The 21615-nt window shown below is 51.8% G+C and carries 11 protein-coding genes; all 11 read right to left on the bottom strand.

Annotation, left to right across the window (positions count from 1 at the left end; translation table 11 throughout):
- Nucleotides 1-217: 217 nt before the first annotated feature.
- Complete coding sequence (locus tag WKI47_RS02020; protein WP_340225522.1) at nucleotides 218-4645, bottom strand: Ig-like domain-containing protein; 4428 nt, start codon at nucleotides 4643-4645, stop codon at nucleotides 218-220.
- Between the two features lie 196 nt (nucleotides 4646-4841).
- The gene (gene metK / locus WKI47_RS02015) at nucleotides 4842-6047 is read right to left on the bottom strand and encodes a methionine adenosyltransferase (protein WP_340225521.1); all 1206 of its coding nucleotides are present in this window, start codon (nucleotides 6045-6047) and stop codon (nucleotides 4842-4844) included.
- A 200-nt stretch (nucleotides 6048-6247) separates the two neighbouring features.
- The gene (locus WKI47_RS02010) at nucleotides 6248-9223 is read right to left on the bottom strand and encodes an S-layer homology domain-containing protein (RefSeq protein WP_340225520.1); all 2976 of its coding nucleotides are present in this window, start codon (nucleotides 9221-9223) and stop codon (nucleotides 6248-6250) included.
- Between the two features lie 450 nt (nucleotides 9224-9673).
- The gene (locus WKI47_RS02005) at nucleotides 9674-10015 is read right to left on the bottom strand and encodes a hypothetical protein (protein ID WP_340225519.1); all 342 of its coding nucleotides are present in this window, start codon (nucleotides 10013-10015) and stop codon (nucleotides 9674-9676) included.
- 185 nt (nucleotides 10016-10200) lie between these two features.
- Nucleotides 10201-13782 carry an S-layer homology domain-containing protein gene (locus WKI47_RS02000; RefSeq protein WP_340225518.1) on the bottom strand — a complete coding sequence of 1194 codons (3582 nt, stop codon included), beginning with the start codon at nucleotides 13780-13782 and terminating at the stop codon, nucleotides 10201-10203.
- A gap of 230 nt (nucleotides 13783-14012) precedes the next feature.
- On the bottom strand, nucleotides 14013-15134 hold the full coding sequence (locus tag WKI47_RS01995; protein ID WP_340225517.1) for an MraY family glycosyltransferase: 1122 nt from the start codon (nucleotides 15132-15134) through the stop codon (nucleotides 14013-14015).
- 105 nt (nucleotides 15135-15239) lie between these two features.
- Nucleotides 15240-16004, bottom strand: coding sequence for a WecB/TagA/CpsF family glycosyltransferase (locus tag WKI47_RS01990; protein WP_340225516.1), 765 nt, complete (start codon nucleotides 16002-16004; stop codon nucleotides 15240-15242).
- 9 nt (nucleotides 16005-16013) lie between these two features.
- Complete coding sequence (gene csaB / locus WKI47_RS01985; protein WP_340225515.1) at nucleotides 16014-17141, bottom strand: polysaccharide pyruvyl transferase CsaB; 1128 nt, start codon at nucleotides 17139-17141, stop codon at nucleotides 16014-16016.
- Nucleotides 17114-19132, bottom strand: coding sequence for a DUF5693 family protein (locus WKI47_RS01980; protein WP_340225514.1), 2019 nt, complete (start codon nucleotides 19130-19132; stop codon nucleotides 17114-17116). Before WKI47_RS01980 ends, csaB begins: the two co-directional genes overlap by 28 nt.
- A gap of 198 nt (nucleotides 19133-19330) precedes the next feature.
- Nucleotides 19331-21043: a phospho-sugar mutase gene (locus tag WKI47_RS01975; RefSeq protein WP_340225513.1), complete on the bottom strand. Its 1713-nt coding sequence runs from the start codon at nucleotides 21041-21043 to the stop codon at nucleotides 19331-19333.
- Nucleotides 21044-21101: 58 nt separating this feature from the next.
- Nucleotides 21102-21533, bottom strand: a complete 432-nt coding sequence (fabZ, locus tag WKI47_RS01970) for a 3-hydroxyacyl-ACP dehydratase FabZ (protein WP_340225512.1) — start codon at nucleotides 21531-21533, stop codon at nucleotides 21102-21104.
- Nucleotides 21534-21615 lie beyond the last annotated feature (82 nt).

The raw sequence follows: 21615 nt of genomic DNA, 5'->3' as shown, positions 1-21615 counted from the left end.
ACTATTGTAATAGACTGAAACGACGCGCAAAAGTTCCTGCAAATTCGACAAAAAAACAAACTACAATAAACCATTCTACCTCACTTCCACAAAATGAAAAGAGAAAAAGCGATCATTTCCACAAATAATTTGAAGAAATGATCGCTTTTGTGTACAGTTCGAAAAAGCCTGAGTGAGCAAGACTAGATGAACTGGTTCTTTGGATTCAGTGAGTCGGTTAGTTCAAATATCCTGCCTTTTGAAGCACACGTGCGAGCATGACGACAGCTTCGGATTTGGTCGCGTTTCCTTTCGGATTGAACCGCCCTCCGCTGCCGCCTTGGATTACGCCGGCTTGCACCGCTTTGGCTGCTTCATCGGTATACTTGATGCTCGCTTTGTCTTTAAAGGAAGCAAGAAGCTGACTCGCGTTGCTGCCCAAAGACACGTCCGTGCCTGTATAATTCAGCGCCCGAACCATCATGACCGCCATTTCTTCGCGCGTGATCGAAGCGCCGGGTTTGAAGCTTCCGTCCGGATAACCGGTTACGATTCCCGCTTTGACGGCGGCTCCGATCGAGCCGATCGGAACTTTGCTGTATCCGATATCGCTGAATACCGCCGCTGCGGCCGCGTCGCTGCTTAGTCCGAGACCCCGGCTGATCAGCTCGGCGAATTCGCCGCGGGTGATATTGGCTTTCGGCGCGAACGAATTTGTCAATGTCGGGCTAAGCACGTATTTGGCGCCCATTTCGTTCACGGTTCCTTGCGACCAGTGACCGTTTGCTCCGGCTACGGTCGTCGTCGAAGTCACCGGAATAAGGGTACGGCTGCCCGCAAACGAACCTGTTAACAGCATGCCGGCCGTTTGGGAAGCCGACTTGCTCGGCGTAAAGCTCGGCGAAGTCGCGTTGCCGTCGAAGTATACGACAGAGGTGCGCGAAGCCGGGGAATTCACGTTCAACTTAAGGCGGTACGTGCCTTGCAGATCGGTTTGTTGACCCGAAGCGTCGGTACCGGAAGCGGTACCGATCGAGGTTCGGATATCGACCGGATTGCTAAGCATTTGCGCGTTGGCGTCACTGAGCATCGTAATCGTGCGGCTTAACGAAGCCGACGGCAGATTCTCGATTTGAACCGTCAGCAGCGTGTCCGCTCCGGCAGTCGTATTGCTGAGCGAAGATAATGGCAGCTCGTACACCGTGTCTTTGTAACGCACCGCGAACGACATTCCGTTACGCTGCGCGTAAGCGTCTTTGAGCGTTTGAACGGGAACGGATACCAGTCCGGCGTTCTCCGCATCAGGGACTTCGAACACAACCGCCCCGTTTTTGGCGCTGCGGGCAAACGCCGAATCGAAAGCTTCTTTGAGCGCTGTCGCCCCGACCGTATAGCGATGGGTATTCGTATTGAACGTAGTCGACGCATCGGCGGAAGTCGCTCCGGTACGCTCCATGATCACCATTTCTTTGCCGAAATCAGATGCAGGCAGAACCGAAGCGTTGGTAGTCGTCTCGGTCGTCTGTCCGGTCGAAGAGGTGGTGCCCGTCAAATTCTGTACCGCTATCCGGTTGAATCCGATCACTTGGGTACCGGAAAGATTTTTAAGCGGATTGCCGGCCGGCATGTAAGACAATGTGACGGCTTGACCGGCTTTCAGCTCACTACCCAGTTTGAGCGTCAGCGTGCTGCCCGCGAACGAAGCGGAAGAGACTTCGACCGCGTTATTGTCCGCCGTAACCGCAAACTGCCGGTATGCGCCTTCGTCCGGCGTATACAGCGAGCCCGTGAACGTAAGCGCGATTTGCGAGCCGTTGCCCGTCACGGTTTTGATTCCGCTCGTTCCCGAAGCGGCTCCTACCGGTTGAAGATTCAAATACCCTGCGGCATTGCCGTTAAGATCGGACAGTTTTACCGTACCGGGCACGTAGGAGACCGTGATATTTCCGTTAGCGATCAACGAAGACGCGAGCGTCAACCGCACTTTGCTGCCTTCGATCTTGACGCCGTTCACGTATACCGGCGATCCGCCGGACAATACGGAAAACTGACTATTCGTCGGTACGGTATCCGTACGCAATGCTTCATTGTAAGTCAACACCAATTCGTTGCCCGACAATTCCGCGCTCACGAATTCAGGTGCACGGGTATCCAGCAGATTCCGTACGCTAAAGTCGGAAAAAGCGGAAATATTTTGCCCCAAATAATCCTGCAACGGAGCGCCGTTCGGCGAGTAATTGACTTTGACCACCGCTCCGTCGGGAACGGCCGAATTCAGATAAAGCAACAAAGCCTGCGAGCTGCTGCTTAACGAACGCACTTCATAAGCACGGCCGTCCACGGTTACGGTAAACTGGCCGTAAGCTTGCGACGCAGGCGTTTTCAAACTATTCTCGAAAATCAACGTGATCATGTTGCCGTACACGTTGCCTTCTTTCGGCTTTGGCATTGCGCTGTCGATTCCGTTCGTTACGGTATAGGAAGACAGCGATACGGCGGCGTTGCCGGTATTGTCGACAAGCGGACGAACGCCCGGATCATAGGATACTTTGACGTCTTGGCCTACGGCTACGCCGGTATTCAAACGGATATAAACGCTGTCTCCGCTAATGTACAAGCTTCCCGGTGCCCGCTTCTCCCCGTTTACCCATACCGTATAACTGGACAGCAAAGGCGTTTGCGAAGCGTTCAGCGATTTGCTGTACGTCATGCGGATCAACGTGGGACTGTCCAGCTTGGCTAATTGGATCACCGGAAGCACATTGTCGGAAGCGGCCGTTTGGAAACTCCACGTCGTACTTCCTTTCAGACCGGCAAACGAAATTCCGCTGTTTGCCAGATCGCGCACCGCTCCGTTATCCACGTCGATATAATAGAAAGCTCCCGCTGTCAGTTTTTCTTTGGGCGAGATCACGATTTCGGACGCATTGGATGCGTTGACGCTGACCTCAGCCTCGACTTTCGAGCCGCCGCTGCGATACAACGTGATTCCCGTACTGCTGCCCGTTCCGCTCAACGCGATGCTTCGGTTAAAACGGATCGTCGGCTTGGTATCGATCGATACGCCCGTGCTGCGATCGGAAGGCGTCATGGAATACACCTGAAGCAGCGTGCTGTTCGTCGTCGTCGAGAATGTCCAGGTCAACGGCTGCCCGCTTTTCGGATAAATGTTGCCTTCCGAGTCTCCAAACAATCCCGCTGGCACTTCGACGGTATACGTATATCCGGTTGCCAAAGGCGTTGTCGGCGACAATGTAATCGTGTTGGTTCCTCCGCCCGTAATCCGCCCGGAGCCGAGGCTAAGCGTGTCTACGGCCCCGTCGTTTCGACGAATCGTGATATTGCCTGCGCCGTTGTTCGGATACACGCTGCGGCTGAACGTCAATTGCAGGTTGGAACCGGCGGTGACTCCGACTGTACCGGACGCAGGCGTCAATGTGTTCAAAGCCAATGCGTCCGCGGTCGTGGTAAACGTCCAGTCTTTGGATGTCGCGATTCCCGCGAACGGCGTGCCGTCCATATCGCGGAACGTATCCGCTTCGGCCAGCACATAATAAGCGGTTCCGCGATCCAGGCCTTTGTATGCGGCGGACGCTTTCGTTCCCGTTTCGCTATCCATCGTGAAATCGCCCGCCGCCAACGTCTGGATCAATTTGCTATCGTTCAGACGATAGATCGATACGTTGCCTGTGTTCGGCGTTACCGGTTCGCTGAACGTGATCGACAGCGTGCCTGCTGTGTTGGCTCCGGACAACCCGTTTTGCGGACTGCGGGCTTGCACAGTCGGCGCTACGTTATTGGCAGATTCCGTACGAAAAGCCCAGTCGATCGCATTCGGATAAAAACGGCCGGACATATCCGTAAACACTCTGGCATCGATATGCGCTTCATAGCGGAAACCCGGCTTCAGTCCGGATTGGCTCGGATCGATCGACACGTTGGGCGTGCCCAATCCGCTAACCATCGTGGAAAGGACCGGAATTTTGATCGAGGTTGCGGCTGCATCAGGCTTGGCCGGATCGATTTCTTTTAACGTGATCTCGCCTTCGCTCGCAATCACGGCCTCGTTGAACGTCAAACCGAGCTTGCTGCCGCTTTTGAAACCGATCGCATTATTGCTTGGCGTCGTGCTCACCAATTCAGGGTCCGTCGTATCTTCTTCGGCTCCTGTTTTGAAATTCCAGGTCAATGCGCTTGTAATACCCGTCCAAGGCTTGGCAGTCAATCCTTGCGTCGTTTCCGTATCCGTAAGTACGGGCGCAAGAATACCTGAATCGGCCAAAACGTAATAGCCGGTATTCGCTTTGAGTTTGAGATTGTTCAAAGGAAGTACCACCTGGGTACCGTCGCTTTGGAACTGCAAGTTTTTCGCTTCGATCGTCTGCACCAGCGTGTTGTCGCTTTGCTGTTTGAGCGTAAACGTTTTGCTGGCTGCTCCGTCCGCTAATTTTACTGCACGATCGAACGTGATCAGCAGTCCGGGAGTCAACGAAATATTTTGGCCTTTGCTTGCAGGCGAATACGCTTTGACTGAAGCCGTCACTTCCGCAGCGGCTGCCGAAGCGATATAATTGCCCGACTCTCCGACCAGCGTCCCCAACGCTGCCGGGGCCACGGTATTTATCAACATCAAGGAAGTAATCCCCAACGCAATTTTCTTTTTCACGATTTCCCTCTCCTCCCCAATCCCTAAAAAGACAGTCTTTTTCTATATCGGAAGGCAGTCAGCAAATAATTAGCGAGAAGCGGAAAGGAGAGTCGATTCAAGTGCTCACGAAAAAGAAGCCGTTCCCATGATCGACATCGCTTTGGGAACGACTTCTTTTTTGTATTCTGTTTTTGCTCTTTGAACGCTTAAAAAATTACTGCACGCCTGCTTGGGCTTTGAGTTCTTCTGCTTTGTCTGTACGTTCCCAAGGCAGATCGATATCCGTACGGCCGAAGTGTCCGTAAGCCGCTGTTTGCTTATAGATCGGACGACGAAGATCCAACATACGGATAATGCCGGTCGGACGCAGGTCGAAGTTATCGCGCACAAGTTTCACGAGCACTTCTTCACCGACTTTGCCGGTTCCGTACGTATCGACGCTGATCGATACCGGATTGGCTACGCCGATCGCGTAAGCCAGTTGAATCTCGCATTTTGCGGCAAGACCGGCTGCTACGAGGTTCTTCGCGACGTAACGCGCCGCGTAAGCGGCCGAACGATCGACTTTCGTCGGATCTTTGCCGGAAAATGCGCCGCCGCCGTGACGGGCATAGCCGCCGTACGTATCGACGATGATTTTACGTCCGGTCAGACCTGCGTCGCCTTGCGGGCCGCCGATTACGAAGCGTCCTGTAGGGTTGATGAAGTATTTCGTTTCGTTATCCAACAGTTCGGCAGGAACGACCGGCAAAATGACATGCTTTTTGATGTCGTCCTGGATCTGTTCCAACGTAATACCGTCGGCGTGTTGAGTCGATACCACGATGGCATCGACGCGAACCGGCTTGTCTCCGTCGTATTCGATCGTCACTTGGGTTTTTCCGTCCGGACGCAAATATTCAAGCGTTCCGTTTTTGCGTACTTCAGCCAAGCGACGTGCGATACGGTGCGACAAAGCGATCGGAAGAGGCATCAGTTCCGGCGTCTCATTCGACGCGAAGCCGAACATGAGTCCCTGGTCGCCGGCACCGATGTTTTCCGTTTCCAACTTCATTTGCTCCGGATCGCGAGTTTCCAAAGCTGCGTTAACGCCTTGCGCAATATCCGCAGACTGTTCGTTGATCGAAGTCAGTACTGCGCAAGTGTTGTAATCGAAGCCGTATTTGGCACGGGTATAGCCGATCTCTTTGATCGTATTGCGTACGATAGAAGGAATATCGACATACTCGGATTTCGTACTGATTTCGCCGATAACAAGCACCATTCCGGTAGCGACCGCAACTTCGCAAGCTACCCGCGCATTTGGATCATTAGCCAAAAAAGCATCCAACACCGCATCGGAGATCTGATCGCAGATCTTATCCGGATGACCTTCCGTTACGGACTCGGATGTAAACAAACGCCGTCCTTGAAGCGACATGAGCGTGTACCTCCTTGAGTTGTTGCAAAAAAATTCCCTTATACAAAAAAACGAACCTAGCCCGATGGGGGAAGGTTAGTGATTCCATCCTCGAATGTAATGGTAACTGATTGGATAGTAGAGTGTCAAATAAAAAGAAAAGAAGCTCCCTCGTCAGGGAGCTTCTCTCGTTTGAAACTTAACTTCAATTCAATCGATAATTATTGAATTGGAGCGCTGTTTGTGTTTGTAACGAATGGTCCTTGAGCTGCTGCTTTGTTGCCAGCTGCATCTTGGACGTAAGCTGCATTGCTCTTAACTGCTACGGAGTATTGAGCTCCTGGTGTAGCAACCAGAATTTCAATTACGACATTACCGTTAGCATCAACAGTAGTTGTGTAATCAGTAGTTGGTGTCAGAGCTGCTGCGCTTGGAGTAGCTGTGTTCTTAACAACGAAGTCGCTTGCCAACAGGCCAACCGAAACTCCAGTTGCAGGAACGATGCGCTCTGTGAACGGTACAGTAATGTTGCGTCCTGCGTAAGCCAGACCAACCGAAGGAGCGTCGATTTCAGGCGCTACGGAGTCAGTTACTGTTGCTGTCGTGAACGCTTGTACGCTCTTACCGGAAACTGTAGCGATTCCATTGCTTGCAGGTACGCTTACAGTCAGAGCCGATGGGGAAGTCGTGCTTGTACCCAGATCGGAAGTTGTAAGAGTTACTGTTGTTCCGTCAATGCTTACGCCTGTTACGCTACCTCTCGACAACGTGAAGTCACTTGCAGTCGCCGATTCTACAGCTTCGGAGAATGTCAGTTCGATCGTGTTGTCGCTAGTCAGCTCTTGAGCCGTAACTGTAGCTGCTGCGTTTGCATTGATGTTGAACGGAGTTCCTGTTTGTTGCAACAGGTTACCGCTAGCATCTTCCAGACCAACAAATGCGATCTGAGTGACGTTAGTTCCAACTTCAACGCGAGTGCTGTTGATTGTTGTAGGCAGAGTAATAACTACTGTTTTGTAGTCGTTAGCGATACGAATGTTCGAAGCACTTGGCAGTCTTACCGAACCAGTGCCCAGGTTGCCGCCCAGTGTCAACAGGTAGTTAGTAGTGTCGGACAACGTTGCAGGATCCATCGCTTTGTTAAATGTCGCGATGATTGTTCTGTTGTACACGTTACCTGTTACGCTGCTAACAGTAGGTCTAGCGCTGTCGCTAACTGTAAATGTCTTGGATACAGGAGCGATCGAGTTTTGCAGAGCAGTTGTGTCTCTTACGCCAGTAACTGCCAGCGTGTAGGTCGAAGCACTCAGCGTAGGGTTAACAAAATCAAGAACGATTGTGTTCGTACCCGAACCGCTGATCGATTGGATCGCTTGTACAGTGCCACTGCTGTTGGTTACAACGAAGTTGTCGCGAGTAGCTGTTACCGCTCTGTTGAACTTAACAGTTACTGTAGCGTTAGTAGCGCTCGAGTTGTAAGTTACGTCGCTTACAGTCGGACGAGTTTGGTCAACAGTTGCTGTTACAGCAAATTGTTTAACCGTGTTAACGTTACCCGAGTAGTCGCTTACGCTTGCTACATACAGGTTAGTCGTGTATGTTGGCAGACGATCGTTTGTACCGAAGTATACAGCGTATTTGTTGCCTGCGAGCCATTCGATGCTTTCAGCATAGTGAGTCGTCGTTCCGTTGATCCAGTAGAAGTCCGTGCGGCTTACTGTGTTCGGGTCGATGTCTTCGCTGAATGTTACTACTGCTTTTTCAAGAGTAGCTTGAATTTCAGTTACTGTAGGAGCTTCAGTGTCTACAGCTACAGTGAATTCATTGGAAGCGCTCAGCGATTTCAGACCTGCATAGTCAGTAACCAGGGAAGAAGTCAGCGTGTGTGCTCCTGTAGTGAATGCAGTGTAAGGACGCAGAACTGCTTCACGACCGTTTGCGCTCAGCGTAACCGATCCAACAAATGCGGATCCGTCCAACTGGAAGTTGTTCGAGTTCACAGTTTGTACTGGCTCGGAGAATACGACTTTGACTGCTTTAGTTCCCAGACCTGTTACAGCTTCAACGGTAGGAAGAACGTTATCAAGCGGACGGAATGTCAAAGCGCTCGAGTTGATTGTCGACGTACCAGCTTGAACGCCAGTTACCGTCACTGTATAGGACTCTTGGTTTTCCATAGTCACGCCGTTTGCCAGTGTCAGGCGAACAACGTTTCCGCTTGGAAGAACTTCAGCCGATTTGATTGCGCCTGCAGTCGTCGAGTAGTGATCTTCGTCGCTAGCAGTTGCTTCGTCAACTTCACCGTTGAAGGTAACGTCGATTTCTTTCAGGTTAGTTGCTGCTGCGCCAGTTGCCGCAGTTGCGCTAGTAACCTTCCAAGTTACGCTTTCGCTGTAATCTTTACCGTCGTAAGTGAAAGTCACAGTTGTAGCAACGTTAGGCTGCAGAGCAGTCGTAGGTTTAACTGTTACTTTTTCACCGTTAGTGAGCGTGAAGACTACAGTTGCGCCGTTATCCGTTACTTCGTAAGAAGTTACAGCAGGCTTAACAACTGCTGTTTGGTACGAATAAGCAGTGTCAACCAGCAGGCCGCGAGTTGCAGCTGCAGTGAAGTTAGCAGTGTTGCTGATCAGGCCAGCGTTGATTGCTGCTTGTACTTCGCCTTTAGCCCAAGCGGATGCGCTGTTGTTGATGCCTGTAGTAGGCACTTCCAATTTAGCTGCACGTACCAGGGTAGCTGCCATTTCTTGAACTGTTACTTTACCGTTAGGGTTGAACTTCTTAACGGAACCAGTAGTCGTACCTTGCATGTAGCCGGCTTTCGTTACGGCTTCAACGTAAGGTTTGTACCAAGCGTTCGCATAGTTTTGGTCTTGGTAGGAGTTCGTGCCAGTAGCCGAAGTGTCCAGACCAGTCAGAAGAGCTACGACTTTCGCGAATTCAGCGCGAGTCATGTCTTTATCCAGGTAAGCATTGCCATCTGGGTAGCCAGCGAAGATACCTTGAGTCACCAGTGCGTTATACTTCTCTTGCGTAGTCAGTGTTGCCGCGGAAGTGACCGAAGCGAACATCGAGAGAGCCATAGCCGTAGAAAGGGCCAGGGATACAATTTTCTTCATACCTTTTTGTTCTCCTCCTTGGAGTGTAAATGTGTTTTTTTTGTCTGTAGTTGGTTCGCATTCGCTCATGTTACTCATTAGCTGATTGCACCCCCTTTCCAGAGTTGAGCAGGTGTTAAGTATAAATGAGGTCTGTGACGGGTATCACAGAAACTTGTAAACGATGATGTCGTAATAAGTAAGCGCGAAACAAAGGATACCCAATCCCGCTTTCCGTATTATACATTGGTCGCTAACCGTCGTAAAGCCTATTTTCGCATAATGCGTACAACTTTACGGATTTGCGTCCAATCTTTGGAAATCCGGGGCTCATAACCGCTTTGTTTTGACACTCAATGACTTAGACGCGAGAGGTTACGAAAAAGTTGCGACTTTTTAAAACTTTTTTTTCGTTTTTTTATCGCATCCCATTTTACCGCAAATGCCTACTCTTTTACTTAAACCGTCTTCTCGATCTATAAACGCAAAAAGCACCAAAATTCGGTGCTTTTTATAATCTTCTATTACTATAGAAGAAAGCTGCTGTGCTTAACGGATGCGTAAAGCGAGTTGGATGATTCTTGCTCGCATTTGTGGATCGGAATTCAGCTTCTCGTACATATCGTCGATCGGCTTTTTATTATCCTTGTAAGTCTTATCATGCTTGATCGTAACGTGAGACCAAGAGATCAGTTCGTTCTCCGCTTCGGCCAATTCATTGAACGCTTGATGGAATCCTGTTTCGAGAACCAGCTTTTCCATAAGCTCCTGTTCAACTTCGTGTTCTTTTTGTTCTTCGGCTACGCGAGCCTCCAGAACCTTGGAGCGTTCTTCGAATTTCGTTTTGGCTTTCATATAATCAATCTGGGCTTTCGACTTGATTGGTTTCATTGTTCCGGTATCCACCCTCACAGTAAGTATTGTTATTCGCTATTTTAACTTAAAACGCTTCAAAATACAAAAAACGATTTTAGGCAATCTTCCCAAACGCTGCGGGTTTTGCCGGTCGAAACAAAAAAGAGGAGCATCTCCATGGTATAGAGACGCTCCTTTTTGAAGTTTAGTTGCGTTTTGGCTTAGAGAGTTTTCATTTTGGTCATGACTTTAACGGCAATCGCAGCGGCTTCGGCGCGGGTAAACGTTGCTTTAGGGTCGAAGCGATACGTCGCTTTCGTCTGCCCGTCTTCGAGTTTATTCGCTTTGCCTTCCATATACTTGCCTTTGGTTACGGCCAGTACGGCGCCTGCATAGCTTGAATTGATCGTGGTTGCGTCCGTGAACGACTTTTCGAGTCCCGCTTTCGATTTCGTATTATCCGTCAGCTTCAGATTCATCGCACGGGCAATCATGACAGCTGCGTCTTCACGGCTTAGCGTGTTGTACGGCATAAATACGCGCGGTCCGGTACCTCTGATAATCCCTTTGCGTACAGCGGTCTCGATGTAACGGTAATCCATATATTGGTTCGTTACAGGACCAACGTCGTCAAAAGTACGTTTCGTGATGTCTTCGTCATAATCGAGCGGAATGTTCAGCATTCTGACCAGCATCGTAGCGAATTCGCCGCGAGTAATGACTTCGTTTACGCCGAATTCATTTGCGTCTTTAGCCTTCATAACGCCGCGGGACATGATCATTTCTACGTTTTCGCGCAGATCGGCTTGAGCGATAACGTCGCCGTAGCTGTAACGGAGACCGAATACCGCGTAGTAACCGAATCCATCGAACGGTGCAGTAACCGTCTTGGCGGACTTATTAACCGTTCCGCCCAAGTTGACCCATTCGTTGCCGTTCAATCTCCAGATACCGAGATTACCGGCCGAAGCATTCACGAGAGCCGGATCGTATTTGATTGTAATCGTGCCTTCTTGCGTAGGTTCCAGCCATTGTTTAGACGAGCGGCTTTCGAATCCTGGCGCAGCGTAAGGCTGGTTGCCCGGAACGGTTTCGTAATCGTCGCTTGTTGCGGTCGAAGCGAAGTAACCGGCATCGGTCCAGTACAGATCGGATGCGTAACCGAAGTGGGGTTTGGGAACCATCCGGCTGATCATCGTACCGTTGGATTCCAGCAACTTCAGTTGACCGTCGCGGTATCCGCCCTGGCCGTCGCTCACATTGACTTGATTATAGATTTTGATCGTGCGTCCGTCGATCGGGCTGGCGATACCGACCAACAGTTCCTGCTTATCGAACAAGCTGATGGTTGGCGATTGGCTGCCCGGAGTCGGGTTGATTTCTCTCAGCAACGTTCCTTTAGGCAGCGAAATTTGCAAATCGCCTTTGAACAGTTTGAGTTTGCCGCCGGAAGGCATCGTGGCGCTATACTGCGCGCCTTGCACGATTTCCGCCGAGTAATTGACTTCGAACGAACCGTTTGTTTTGGTCGTTCCGGAAGTTACCGTGAATTTAATCGTGTTTTTACCGGCTTTCAAGCCGGTGAGACGACCGCGGAAAATGTCTTTATCGCCTTTTACCAGCGACTGCTTTCCGACCAGTACGGTAGAAGCTCCTTCGGCCTGGATACTCACGTCAAGGAAGTTTTGCGTAATGACGCTCTCGTTAGGCAATTTCGGAGACAGAATCGTGTAAGGACGAAGTTCGCGGGTTACCGTCAACGTTTTGGAAGTCGTGGACGTTCCTTTGCGTACGTAAACCGTTACTTTCAAATCGCCGGTTGTCGGCAAAGCCAGATCCTCGATGATGAAAGCATTCACGGTTCCGGCTTTCGGTCCTACTTTGAGTTCTCCTGTAGACTGACTCCAGGAAGTGCCCGTACCCCGGGTAAGACGGGTCTCTTTTTTGTTGCCGTCCAAACGGATAATGATTTCGTCGGCCGTATCAGCCGGATTGATCGCGAATTCCGTATCCATCGTCAGTTCGTTCGTCGTATATTGATCGGTTTCACCTGGAACGAACAACGAATTGTCCTGAGTCAACGAATCGACCGGAAGCGGATGGAAATTTTCGATTTGAATGCTGTCGTTTTCGATCAGGTACAGCGTCAGCGTCGTCGTGACTTTTTTGCCGTCCGCAGTTCCCGACAACGTCAGCGTATTGGCGCCGGGCGTCAAGGTCAGCGGGAAGTCCGCCGTGCTGAGCGAGAACGTGCCGTTGGACGAAGTTGTCGTTATTGTACGTCCGCTATACTCGACCGTGATGTTATTTGTCGCTGCCGTGAAATTGATCAGACGTCCTTGAACGGAATCGATCGCGTTGGCAGCGGTGAACACCTGCTCGTTATACAAGTTGGTCACTTGGATATAAGGAGCGGATTGATAGTTGATCGGCACGGAAACGGAATCGTTCTCGTATTCGAAAGTCAGCGTTTGACGGCCGCTTTTCAGTTTGGAGATTTGATAAATGTTGTACGATGTTCCGCTGCCGTCTGTGTAATACTTGTAATTTCCAGCGGCGATTTCCGTTCCGTCGGATTTGATTTTAACCAAATCGCCGGCTTTGCCTGTATCGATAGCAAGCCATAACGGCATTTCAGGCACGGATACATATGGAGAAGTTCCCGCATCGAAAGCCGTTTTGCTGCTGTAAGACGTGACACTGCTTGAGGTACTGTTTACTCCGTAAATTTGATAAATGTTTTTAATGAACGTATCTTGCGCGCCGCGAACTTTGAAGCTCAATGTCGCACGCTGTTGGCTGTTCACTCTAAGGTCCAATTGATAAGAACCGGACGTAAGCTCAGGCAGACTGTCTGCCGTACGGAACGTATACGTCACAAGAGAAGTTCCGATCGTGTTCTTTTTTGTCAACGTAACGGCTGCTTCATTGAACGAAGGATACACTTCAGGCGTTGTGTCCACCATTTTGTTAAATGTGATTTGCCCGCTCAGCGTGCTCGGTGCCGTACCGCTTGCCGGTACCGCAACGACGACTTCGCCGGAAATTTGTCCGCTCGGCGAACCTTCGATCGTCGCGTTCGGATCGATTGCCGTGCTGCCGACTTTGACATTGTACAGTTGCGCGTTGCCGTCATAATACACAAGCGTACGCGTTTCGGCGTAAGTTCCTGTCGTCGACTTCGCAACGAACGTCAATGTGTTGGAGCCTTGGGTCAATGTCGGTGTCGCGTAAAAAGTTCCCGCGCCGCCGCTGAACATCGGATTTCCGTTCAACGTTACATCAACCGCGTTAGGCGCTTCAACCGTGATCGAAGGCGTCTGCGAAGAAACAACGAAAGGCGTATTTTCTTGCGTATCGTCCGCCCCTACTTTTACGGAAGAGATATTCGGTGCATCCACAAACGTAACGTAAGCCTGGTCGGATACTTCCTGACCGCTTGTCGTCGTCGCTTTGACCGTGATCCGGTTAACGCCGGATTTGACGTTCACTTGATAAAACTTGAACGTTTTATTGTCGCCCGTGTCCGGTTGGCGGTCTCCGCCGCTGCTCGAACCCACGACCGTCGTGCCTACCATCGATTCGATCACATACGTGATCGTGGATGTGTTGACGTCCTGGAATGTACCAATGATATCGACCTTGCCGCTGGCGCTGCTTGTTGGTGCCGAAGCGTCATGGCTCAGGTTCGTAATTTTAACGGTTCCGCCCGCAGCGGCCGCCGGATATACCGGAAGCAACGTGAAGATCAAAACGACTGCCATCATTAAGCTCAACAGAGACTTAATGCTTTGTTTACCCACTTGTACAGCTCCCCTTTGTGACGCACGCCCCGAAGGGGTCGTCTTATTGTTACCAATCTGCAATGGATGTCCCTCACTTCCTGTTTGTTACGCGTCGTTGTTCTTTTTATCGGCGGCATCGAACAAATATGTTATAAAAAACCCTCATTTTTTACAAACAAAAAAAGCCTTGCTTCTCTAGTTAGAAAGAGAAAACAAAGCTTTTTTACAATTATCGGAAATCAGAATGGTTAGGGTTTCGCCTGATCTTCCGGTTTCGGACGAAGTCTCGCCAACAATTGCAGCACCGGACGCTTCGTTTGGCCAACCAGACCGATGACCTCAGCCCCGATTTGCATAAAGAACATCATGATACAGATCACGACAAAGGTAACCCAGCTGGCCTCGAACATGGCGGAAGCCGACTGAATGACCGCCAACACGCCGAAGAAGGCCGCGATTCCGTAAATGATCAGTACCGTTTGGCGGTGGCTGAAGCCCAGTTCGCGCAGGCAATGGTGCAGGTGTCCTTTGTCCGGAGCAAAGATCGGCTTCTTCTGAAGCTTCCGGCGCACGATCGCGAAGAACGTATCCGACAGGGGCACACCGATGATAATCAGCGGCGTGATGAAAGACAATACCGCGATTTGCTTGAACCCAAGCAGCGACAGCATCGCCAAGCTAAAGCCCAAGAATAATGAACCCGTATCTCCCATAAAGATCTTGGCCGGATGGAAGTTGAAGAACAGGAATCCGACGATGCCTCCCAGCAACAGCAGGCAGAGCAGCGCGACCAGGAAGTTGCCGTTGATCAGCGCCATCACGAGGATGGTTCCGATCGCAATACCCGATACGCCGGCAGCCAGGCCGTCAAGGCCGTCGATCAGGTTGACCGCATTCGTTACGCCGACGATCCAAAAGATGGTCAGCGGAATCGCGATCCAGTTTTCAAGCGAAGAATAAGCATCCATAAACGGAATATTGACGAATTCGACTTTGATTCCAAATCCAAAAACGACAACGCAGGCTGCGCCGGTCTGGATCAGGAATTTTAATTTGGCATTCAGATCAAATCGGTCATCTAACGCGCCGGTAAGCACAATAATCGTTCCGGCTGTAAGGAAGGCCTTGATAAAGTTCCCGTCGCGTTCCGACAAGTCGAACGGAAGGAAAGGCATAACGGCAAGAAGCGCGATGACAAAAGCGAGAAAAATCCCTAGTCCGCCGAGTCTTGGCATAATGCGCGTATGCACTTTGCGGGCGTTCGGCACGTCCACTGCTCCGACTTTGATCGCAAACCGCTTCACGAGCGGCGTCAGACCCAGAGCCAATCCGAGCGCGAGCACGAAACCTAAAATATAGACGATGAACATAGTTGTCTCAAACCTCCAATGTGTTTCAACCGGGAATTATTATAACGCGCCCTGCGGCCGAATGCCAGTACGAATTATGTAGATTTCCCTTTTGACGGCTCCTATTTACCGCTTTTTTTTCGCTTTTTTGACTTTGCGCATGAATTGCGGCAAAGCCATCATGCGCGGCAAGCGGGAAGGTTCCTTCGCTAGACGGTAGAACCACTCCAAACGAAGCTTCTGCATAAATATCGGCGCGCGCTTCGTTTTTCCTGAGATCACATCGAAACTTCCGCCTACTCCCATGATCACCGAAGCGCCGAGTTCATGCTTATGACGGGCAATCCACGGCTCTTGCGTTTTGGCGTCACGTGCGACAAACAGCAGATCAGGTTGCGCCTGACGAATAGATTCGATCACCCCGGCATTTTCCGGAGCACCGAAGTAACCGTTACGCACTCCGACGATTCGTACCTTCGGATATTGTTTCTGTAACCGACTCGCTGCTTCCTGAACCACTTCTTCCGCGGCGCCGAGCAGATAGGCTGTCCAGCCCAGTTCTTCCCCGCGCTTCATCAGCTCGTGCAGCAGATCGAATCCGGCTACGCGTTCCGCGACCGGATCACCGAATTCCTCGGCTGCCCAGACCACGCCTGCGCCGTCCGGCACGATCAATTCCGCTTCTCGCATGGCGCGCATGTTATCTTCGCTCTCCAACGCAGCCATAATCATAATCGGATTCGCCGTAATGACCTGGTGCGGCTTCTTGGAAGCGACCGCACGCTCCAGCACTGCAACAGTACCTTTCATGTCCAGCTTCGAAACGTTGACGCCGAAGATGGAAGTGACCGGAATCTGCCCGATCCCTGCCTCATTCTTCATATGACTCATAGGGTTTGCTCATCCTTTATGTGAAAAATATTCAGCAATCGCCCGTGCAGGACGTGTCGATTCACGCTTCAATTCCGCAATCAGCGGCTCACGTTCGGCTTTCCAGCTTTCAGCATCGTCGAGCAGATGGGCCAATTCTTCGGCAAGACGCTCCGGACGTACCTGTTCGCTGTTCCCGATTGCTTTTACATTCAACTGAGCCAAAAAGCTGTCGATCTTCGGATCGTAGGAGATCCCCGCTACCGGCACTCGCTGCGAAGCGGCATAGATCAGACTATGCAGACGCATGCCGACAAGAGCATCGCAGCGTCCGACTTCAAGCAACATCGCCTGAGGATCTTCGGTCTGACGCGTCGTGATCTTCGAACCGAGCGACTTCACGTCGCCCATTCGCTCGATCACGTAATTGGAAGCCGCTTCGTCATCCGGGAGGTGAAACGGCAAAAAGCAGAAATGAACATTGCGGCTCTCCGCCAGTTTGCGCAATCCATCAGCGATTCCGGTAAGTTCTGCACGGTCTTCATTCCAAAAACGTACCGACACCCCGATTTTGGGCAATCCGTCCGGCTTTTCGGCAGGGAACTTCGATGCGGCTCCCGCTGGCAGCGGAAGACCCATCACAGGATCGGGCACGATCTCGACCCGGCTGCCGTCCATTTTCATAGAACGCAGCAGGGCGGCCGACTCCTGATCGCGAACCGAAATATAGTGACTACGCTTGAAGGAACCGTGAATGAGCGGATAGAACAGTTTGCGATTGACGGGTCCTACGCCTTGCGCATAGATGAACACAGGCTTGCCCATCCATTGAGCCAATCGAATCACGCCTACATAGTAGGGAATCGTTTTGGAGCTGGTCGCATCCTGTAGCAGACTTCCGCCGCCGCTGATCAATCCGTCGCTCTCTTTCAACGCCTGGCGCACCTCGCCCATTTTCATCCGGTGCACCGCTTTGACGCCATATACACCGGCTGTCCACGACGGATCACCGGAAAGAACGATCGGCTCAAACGTCACGCCGCTTCGTTTGCCTTCTTGCTCCAGCGCGGTCAAGATCGACTTGAGTACCGCTTCATCTCCGCTGTTGCGGAATCCGTAGTAGCCAGAGATTACAATTTTGCGAGCAGTGGCGACCATTTCTTCCAACACCTTTCGATGATTTGCCATACGAGCACGAATACCAGACCGACAAGAAGACCGAAGCCCATTCCGATCAAATCCCGAAGCAGAGAAATCCAAACCGGGGTATGGATATGCGCAAACGTGTCAACCATGGACAACTGTCCGATCGACGCTATAACCATGACGTAAACCGCATGGCGGTATTTCAAAGCGACGAACACGCCGGCAATGAACAGAGGATGTCCGAGCAGGAACTCTTTGGTTCGCGGACGAACGCCTACCGTATTTTCGAGCAGGTTCCGGAACGTCATTTCGAGCGAACTTACGCTGCCGCTGTTGCCTGTACGGGAAAGATAATACAATCCGGCAACGGCTGCTACTGCCGCAATGACCACCATCGCGATCGTAACCGGCATGCGCAAAATTTTGCCCACGCTGCCGAACGCGGAATTTTTCCGGTAAAAGAGAACGTACAACGCGGTCAACGCGATCGGCGCCAAGTGCAACAAGCTGACGCCTCTGAACTGATCCAGCACCAACTGGTACGTGACATGGTTGAGCAACGCGATAATGAACGGTACGGCAATCAACGACATGGCGCTTGTGCGCAGGAACAACAGAATCCCGTGAGTCAGTCTTCGGCCCACGCTCATGGCCTGTCCGGCCTCGTACAAACGGTCGATCTTGCGGATCGCGAACACCATTGCGATCGTCGGCGCGCTGATTCCGGCGAGCAGCGCGAGCGCTTGCTCCATCAGATGCGGCCGCAACACGTACAAGCCCGCCGTTCCCACCACGCCCAACACGAAAGCAAGCAGCGTCAGCGGCGGAATGAAGACGGAGACCAGGAGAGCGATCAAAGCGACCGCGCCCAAAATGGCGATCCAACGGAAATAGTTCTGTCCGGCCATCTCGGCGACTTCGAACGAAGAAGCGGGACCCATTTCGAAGCCGTAATTTTCGATACGCTGGATCGCGCCTTGCGGCCCTTCCAGGCTTTCGACCAGGTTTTCGATCGTATCGGTGATTCGGCCTTCGATGTTATTGGTCTGTACCGCTGTATGAATAAACATCATGCGGATGTTGCGGTCTTTCGCAGCCAGCGCGAAACGATCCGCCAGAATTTCAGGGTCGAGCGAAGAATCGCGGCCGCTCAGCGAATACAAACGAGCGACATTGTAGTTCGTATCTTTTGCCAGCGTTTCGAAACCGCGTTGAGGACCACGCAAATTCTCGATCGCCGCAATACCGATGCCGCGTTCATTGAGCAAATCCGCAAATTCTTCCAGATGACGCTCGTCCGGCTCTTCCGCGTAACCCGGCACTTCTTCCCCGTCAAACAGGATACGATCTACGCCCATCGCTTTGAATCGATCCAGCAGCGAAGCCAGGCCTTCTTGATCGTACACGGCACTGTTGCTTAAACGCGGCAGCAGATGGAAGCCTTTGGACTCCAACATTTCCATGGCTACCGGGTCGGGTTCCATTGTTTTCAATACCGCATTTTGTACCGGCGTCGCAATCTTCAAGCCGCTACGTCCATTTAAAGACCAGTCTTCTACCGCGATCTCCTGACTGGCAAAAGCTTTGCGGATCATCGGTTCGATCTGGGTCTGATTCTCGGCGTCCGTAAACAGTAGGTATGTAGCGTTCTCGTTAGCCGTCAACACTTTGCCTGTCAAACGCGCCGCATCCTGCTCACTGTACACCGTAATCCGGCGTGCATTGGATAACTCCGTCAGCGTCGCTTGATAGACAGCCATCGTGTGAATGCCTGCTTCTTGCAGAACGTCGAGCTGTTCATTCATCCAAGCGCTAGGATTGCCTTGATAGGAGGAAACCTGCACCAGATCCCGATAGTCGAAAATCATTTCTACATTTTTGGACGTTCCTTCTGTCCGGATACGATCATATGCAACGGGTAAAGATGCCACGATGCCGAGGATAACCAAAATCCATAACACCTTTGTTGCTGCCTTATTCCACTGACGCCATTTCTGACTCAATTTCGGTATACCTCCTTGCCGGAAACGATGTTCCAGCATTGTTCAAGTTGATAAGTCAGACGCCTCCTGCCGAAACGCGCCGCTTCGGCGCGCTTCGGCAAGAGGCATCGTGGGGAGTTCTGAAAAAACCGCCGCGAACGCGAATAAGGTTCGGCTCGCGGCCATTTTTAATCAATATCCGATTGTAACGAACAAAGCTTAAGCGTCTACTTTTGCCGTAACCGCCTGCACCAATCGCTCTACCGCTGCTTCAGCGTCTGCCAGCGAGTCGCCACGAACCGCGAAATACACTTTGATCTTCGGCTCTGTGCCCGATGGGCGCAGAACAAACCAGGAGTCATCCTCCAAAATATACTTCAGTACATTTTCGGATGGAAGTCCGTCAATGCCTTTTTCGTAATCAAGAGTCTGTACGACCTTCACGCCCGCGACTTCGGTCGGTGGGTTTTCACGCCATTCAGCCATGATCGACTGAATTTTGGCCAGACCGTCTTTGCCTTTCATTGTACGCGACTCCAGACGTTCGATGAACGTGCCGAACTGTGCATACAGACCTTCCAGCACATCGTACAGCGTTTTGCCTTGGGTCTTGTAGTACGCCGCCGCTTCCGCAATCAGCATAGAAGCCAGCACCGCGTCTTTATCCCGCGCATAGCTGCCTGCCAGATAGCCATAGCTTTCTTCGTACCCGAACAAGAAAGTATGCTCGCCGCTCTGTTCGAACTGCGTCATTTTCTCGCCGATGTATTTGAAGCCGGTCAGCGTGTTCAGTACGGACGCACCGTAATGCTGAGCGATGACCGCGCCCAGTTCGCTGGTTACGATCGTTTTGATCACGGCGCCGTTCTCCGGTAGCGTTCCCGCTTCTTTCATGCGGCTCAATACGTAATCGACCATGATGGCGCCGGATTGGTTACCGCTCAGAACGACGTATTTGCCTTCTTGGTTTCGAACGACTGCACCCATACGGTCACAATCGGGGTCGGTACCGATCAGGATATCCGCGTTCAGTTCCTCGCCCAGCTTCATCGCCAGCGTGAACGCTTCGCGTTCTTCCGGGTTCGGCGATTTTACCGTGGAGAAGTCGCCGTCCGGCTGCTCCTGCTCCGGTACCACGGCAACGTTTTTAAATCCGATCTTCTCCAGTACGCGGCGTACCGGCAGATTCCCGGTGCCATGCAGCGGCGTGAATACGATCTGTAGGTCGTCGCCTTTGCCAGCAGCCAATTGCTCGCGGCTCAGGGACAGGCTCGCTACTGTATCGATAAAGGCTTCGTCTTCCGCGTCGCCGAGCCACACCAGCAGACCTTGCGCTTCGGCTTCTTCGCGGGTGATCCGTTTGATTGCCGAGAACGATTGAACGCCTTGCACCAAGCTGATCACGCGCTCCGCTTCATGGGGAACGAGTTGCCCGCCTTCTTGATTATACACTTTGTAGCCATTGTACTCGGGCGGGTTGTGGCTTGCCGTCACCATGATGCCGCCGTCCGCCTGCAAATGGCGAACCGAGAAAGACAGCTGCGGCGTCGTGCGAAGCGAAGGGTACAATTTGGCTACGATGCCGTTGGCAGCCAGCACCAATGCGGCTTCGAGCGAAAACTCCGGCGAAAAGTGACGCGAATCGTGCGCAATGACAACGGAAGGTTTCCCTGCTTTGCCTTTTGCCGTTTCCAGTATGTACTCCGCCAGTCCTTGCGTCGCTTTGCCGACTGTATAACGGTTCATGCGGTTGCTGCCTGCGCCGATGACGCCGCGCAATCCGCCTGTACCAAACTCCAGCTCCCGGTAAAAACGGTCTTCCAGTTCATCCGGCTGCGCTTCTAGCCCTCGCAGCTCCTGTTTGGTGTCCTCATCGATGCTTGGGTCTTCCAGCCACTGCTTGACGACCGCCGCGGTTTTTTCATTCAACATAGTTGTCGTACCTCCATGTCCGGATTGTTGGGGTGAAGAGGCTTTCGCGGTGAGGTGCCTATTCGCGGTCGGCGAGCGCAAACATCATGTCGCCTTCGGCGACCACGTTTCCGTCAACCGTAGCTACGGCGTGTCCTTTTCCGATCTTCCCCTTGAAGCGGGTCATTTCGACCTCAAGCCGCAGCGTATCGCCGGGCTTGACCTGTCCTCTGAACCGGAAACCGTCGATGCCTGCGAAAAATCCGAGTTTGCCCCGGTTTTCTTCCACGATCATCATCGCCACGCTTCCGACCTGAGCCAGTGCCTCAACTATTAATACCCCCGGCATGACCGGATAACCCGGAAAATGCCCAACAAAGAAAGGTTCGTTAACGGTTACGTTTTTAATGCCGACCGCGCGTTTCCCCGGTTCGACTTCCAAAATCCGATCCACCAGCAAAAACGGCGGGCGGTGCGGTATAATCTCTTGAATCTGCTGCGAATCCAACATCACGAGCAAAACTCCCTTCGGCAATTTCCCCCATCATTATACAGTTTCCCGCAACAAAAAGAAATCGCGGAAAAACGCCATA

The organism is Saccharibacillus sacchari, assembly GCF_037722395.1.
In the GTDB taxonomy this organism is placed as follows: Bacteria; Bacillota; Bacilli; order Paenibacillales; family Paenibacillaceae; genus Saccharibacillus; species Saccharibacillus sacchari_A.
This window is presented reverse-complemented; position numbering and strand designations above follow the sequence as displayed.

What these genes read in the sequence shown, in the direction of transcription:
- metK (WP_340225521.1), bottom strand. Translation starts at nt 6,047, where the DNA reads ATGTCGCTTCAAGGACGGCGTTTGTTTACATCCGAGTCCGTAACGGAA.
- WKI47_RS02010 (WP_340225520.1), bottom strand. Translation starts at nt 9,223, where the DNA reads ATGAGTAACATGAGCGAATGCGAACCAACTACAGACAAAAAAAACACA.
- WKI47_RS02005 (WP_340225519.1), bottom strand. Translation starts at nt 10,015, where the DNA reads ATGAAACCAATCAAGTCGAAAGCCCAGATTGATTATATGAAAGCCAAA.
- WKI47_RS01995 (WP_340225517.1), bottom strand. Translation starts at nt 15,134, where the DNA reads ATGTTCATCGTCTATATTTTAGGTTTCGTGCTCGCGCTCGGATTGGCT.
- WKI47_RS01990 (WP_340225516.1), bottom strand. Translation starts at nt 16,004, where the DNA reads ATGAGTCATATGAAGAATGAGGCAGGGATCGGGCAGATTCCGGTCACT.
- csaB (WP_340225515.1), bottom strand. Translation starts at nt 17,141, where the DNA reads ATGGTCGCCACTGCTCGCAAAATTGTAATCTCTGGCTACTACGGATTC.
- WKI47_RS01975 (WP_340225513.1), bottom strand. Translation starts at nt 21,043, where the DNA reads ATGTTGAATGAAAAAACCGCGGCGGTCGTCAAGCAGTGGCTGGAAGAC.
- fabZ (WP_340225512.1), bottom strand. Translation starts at nt 21,533, where the DNA reads ATGTTGGATTCGCAGCAGATTCAAGAGATTATACCGCACCGCCCGCCG.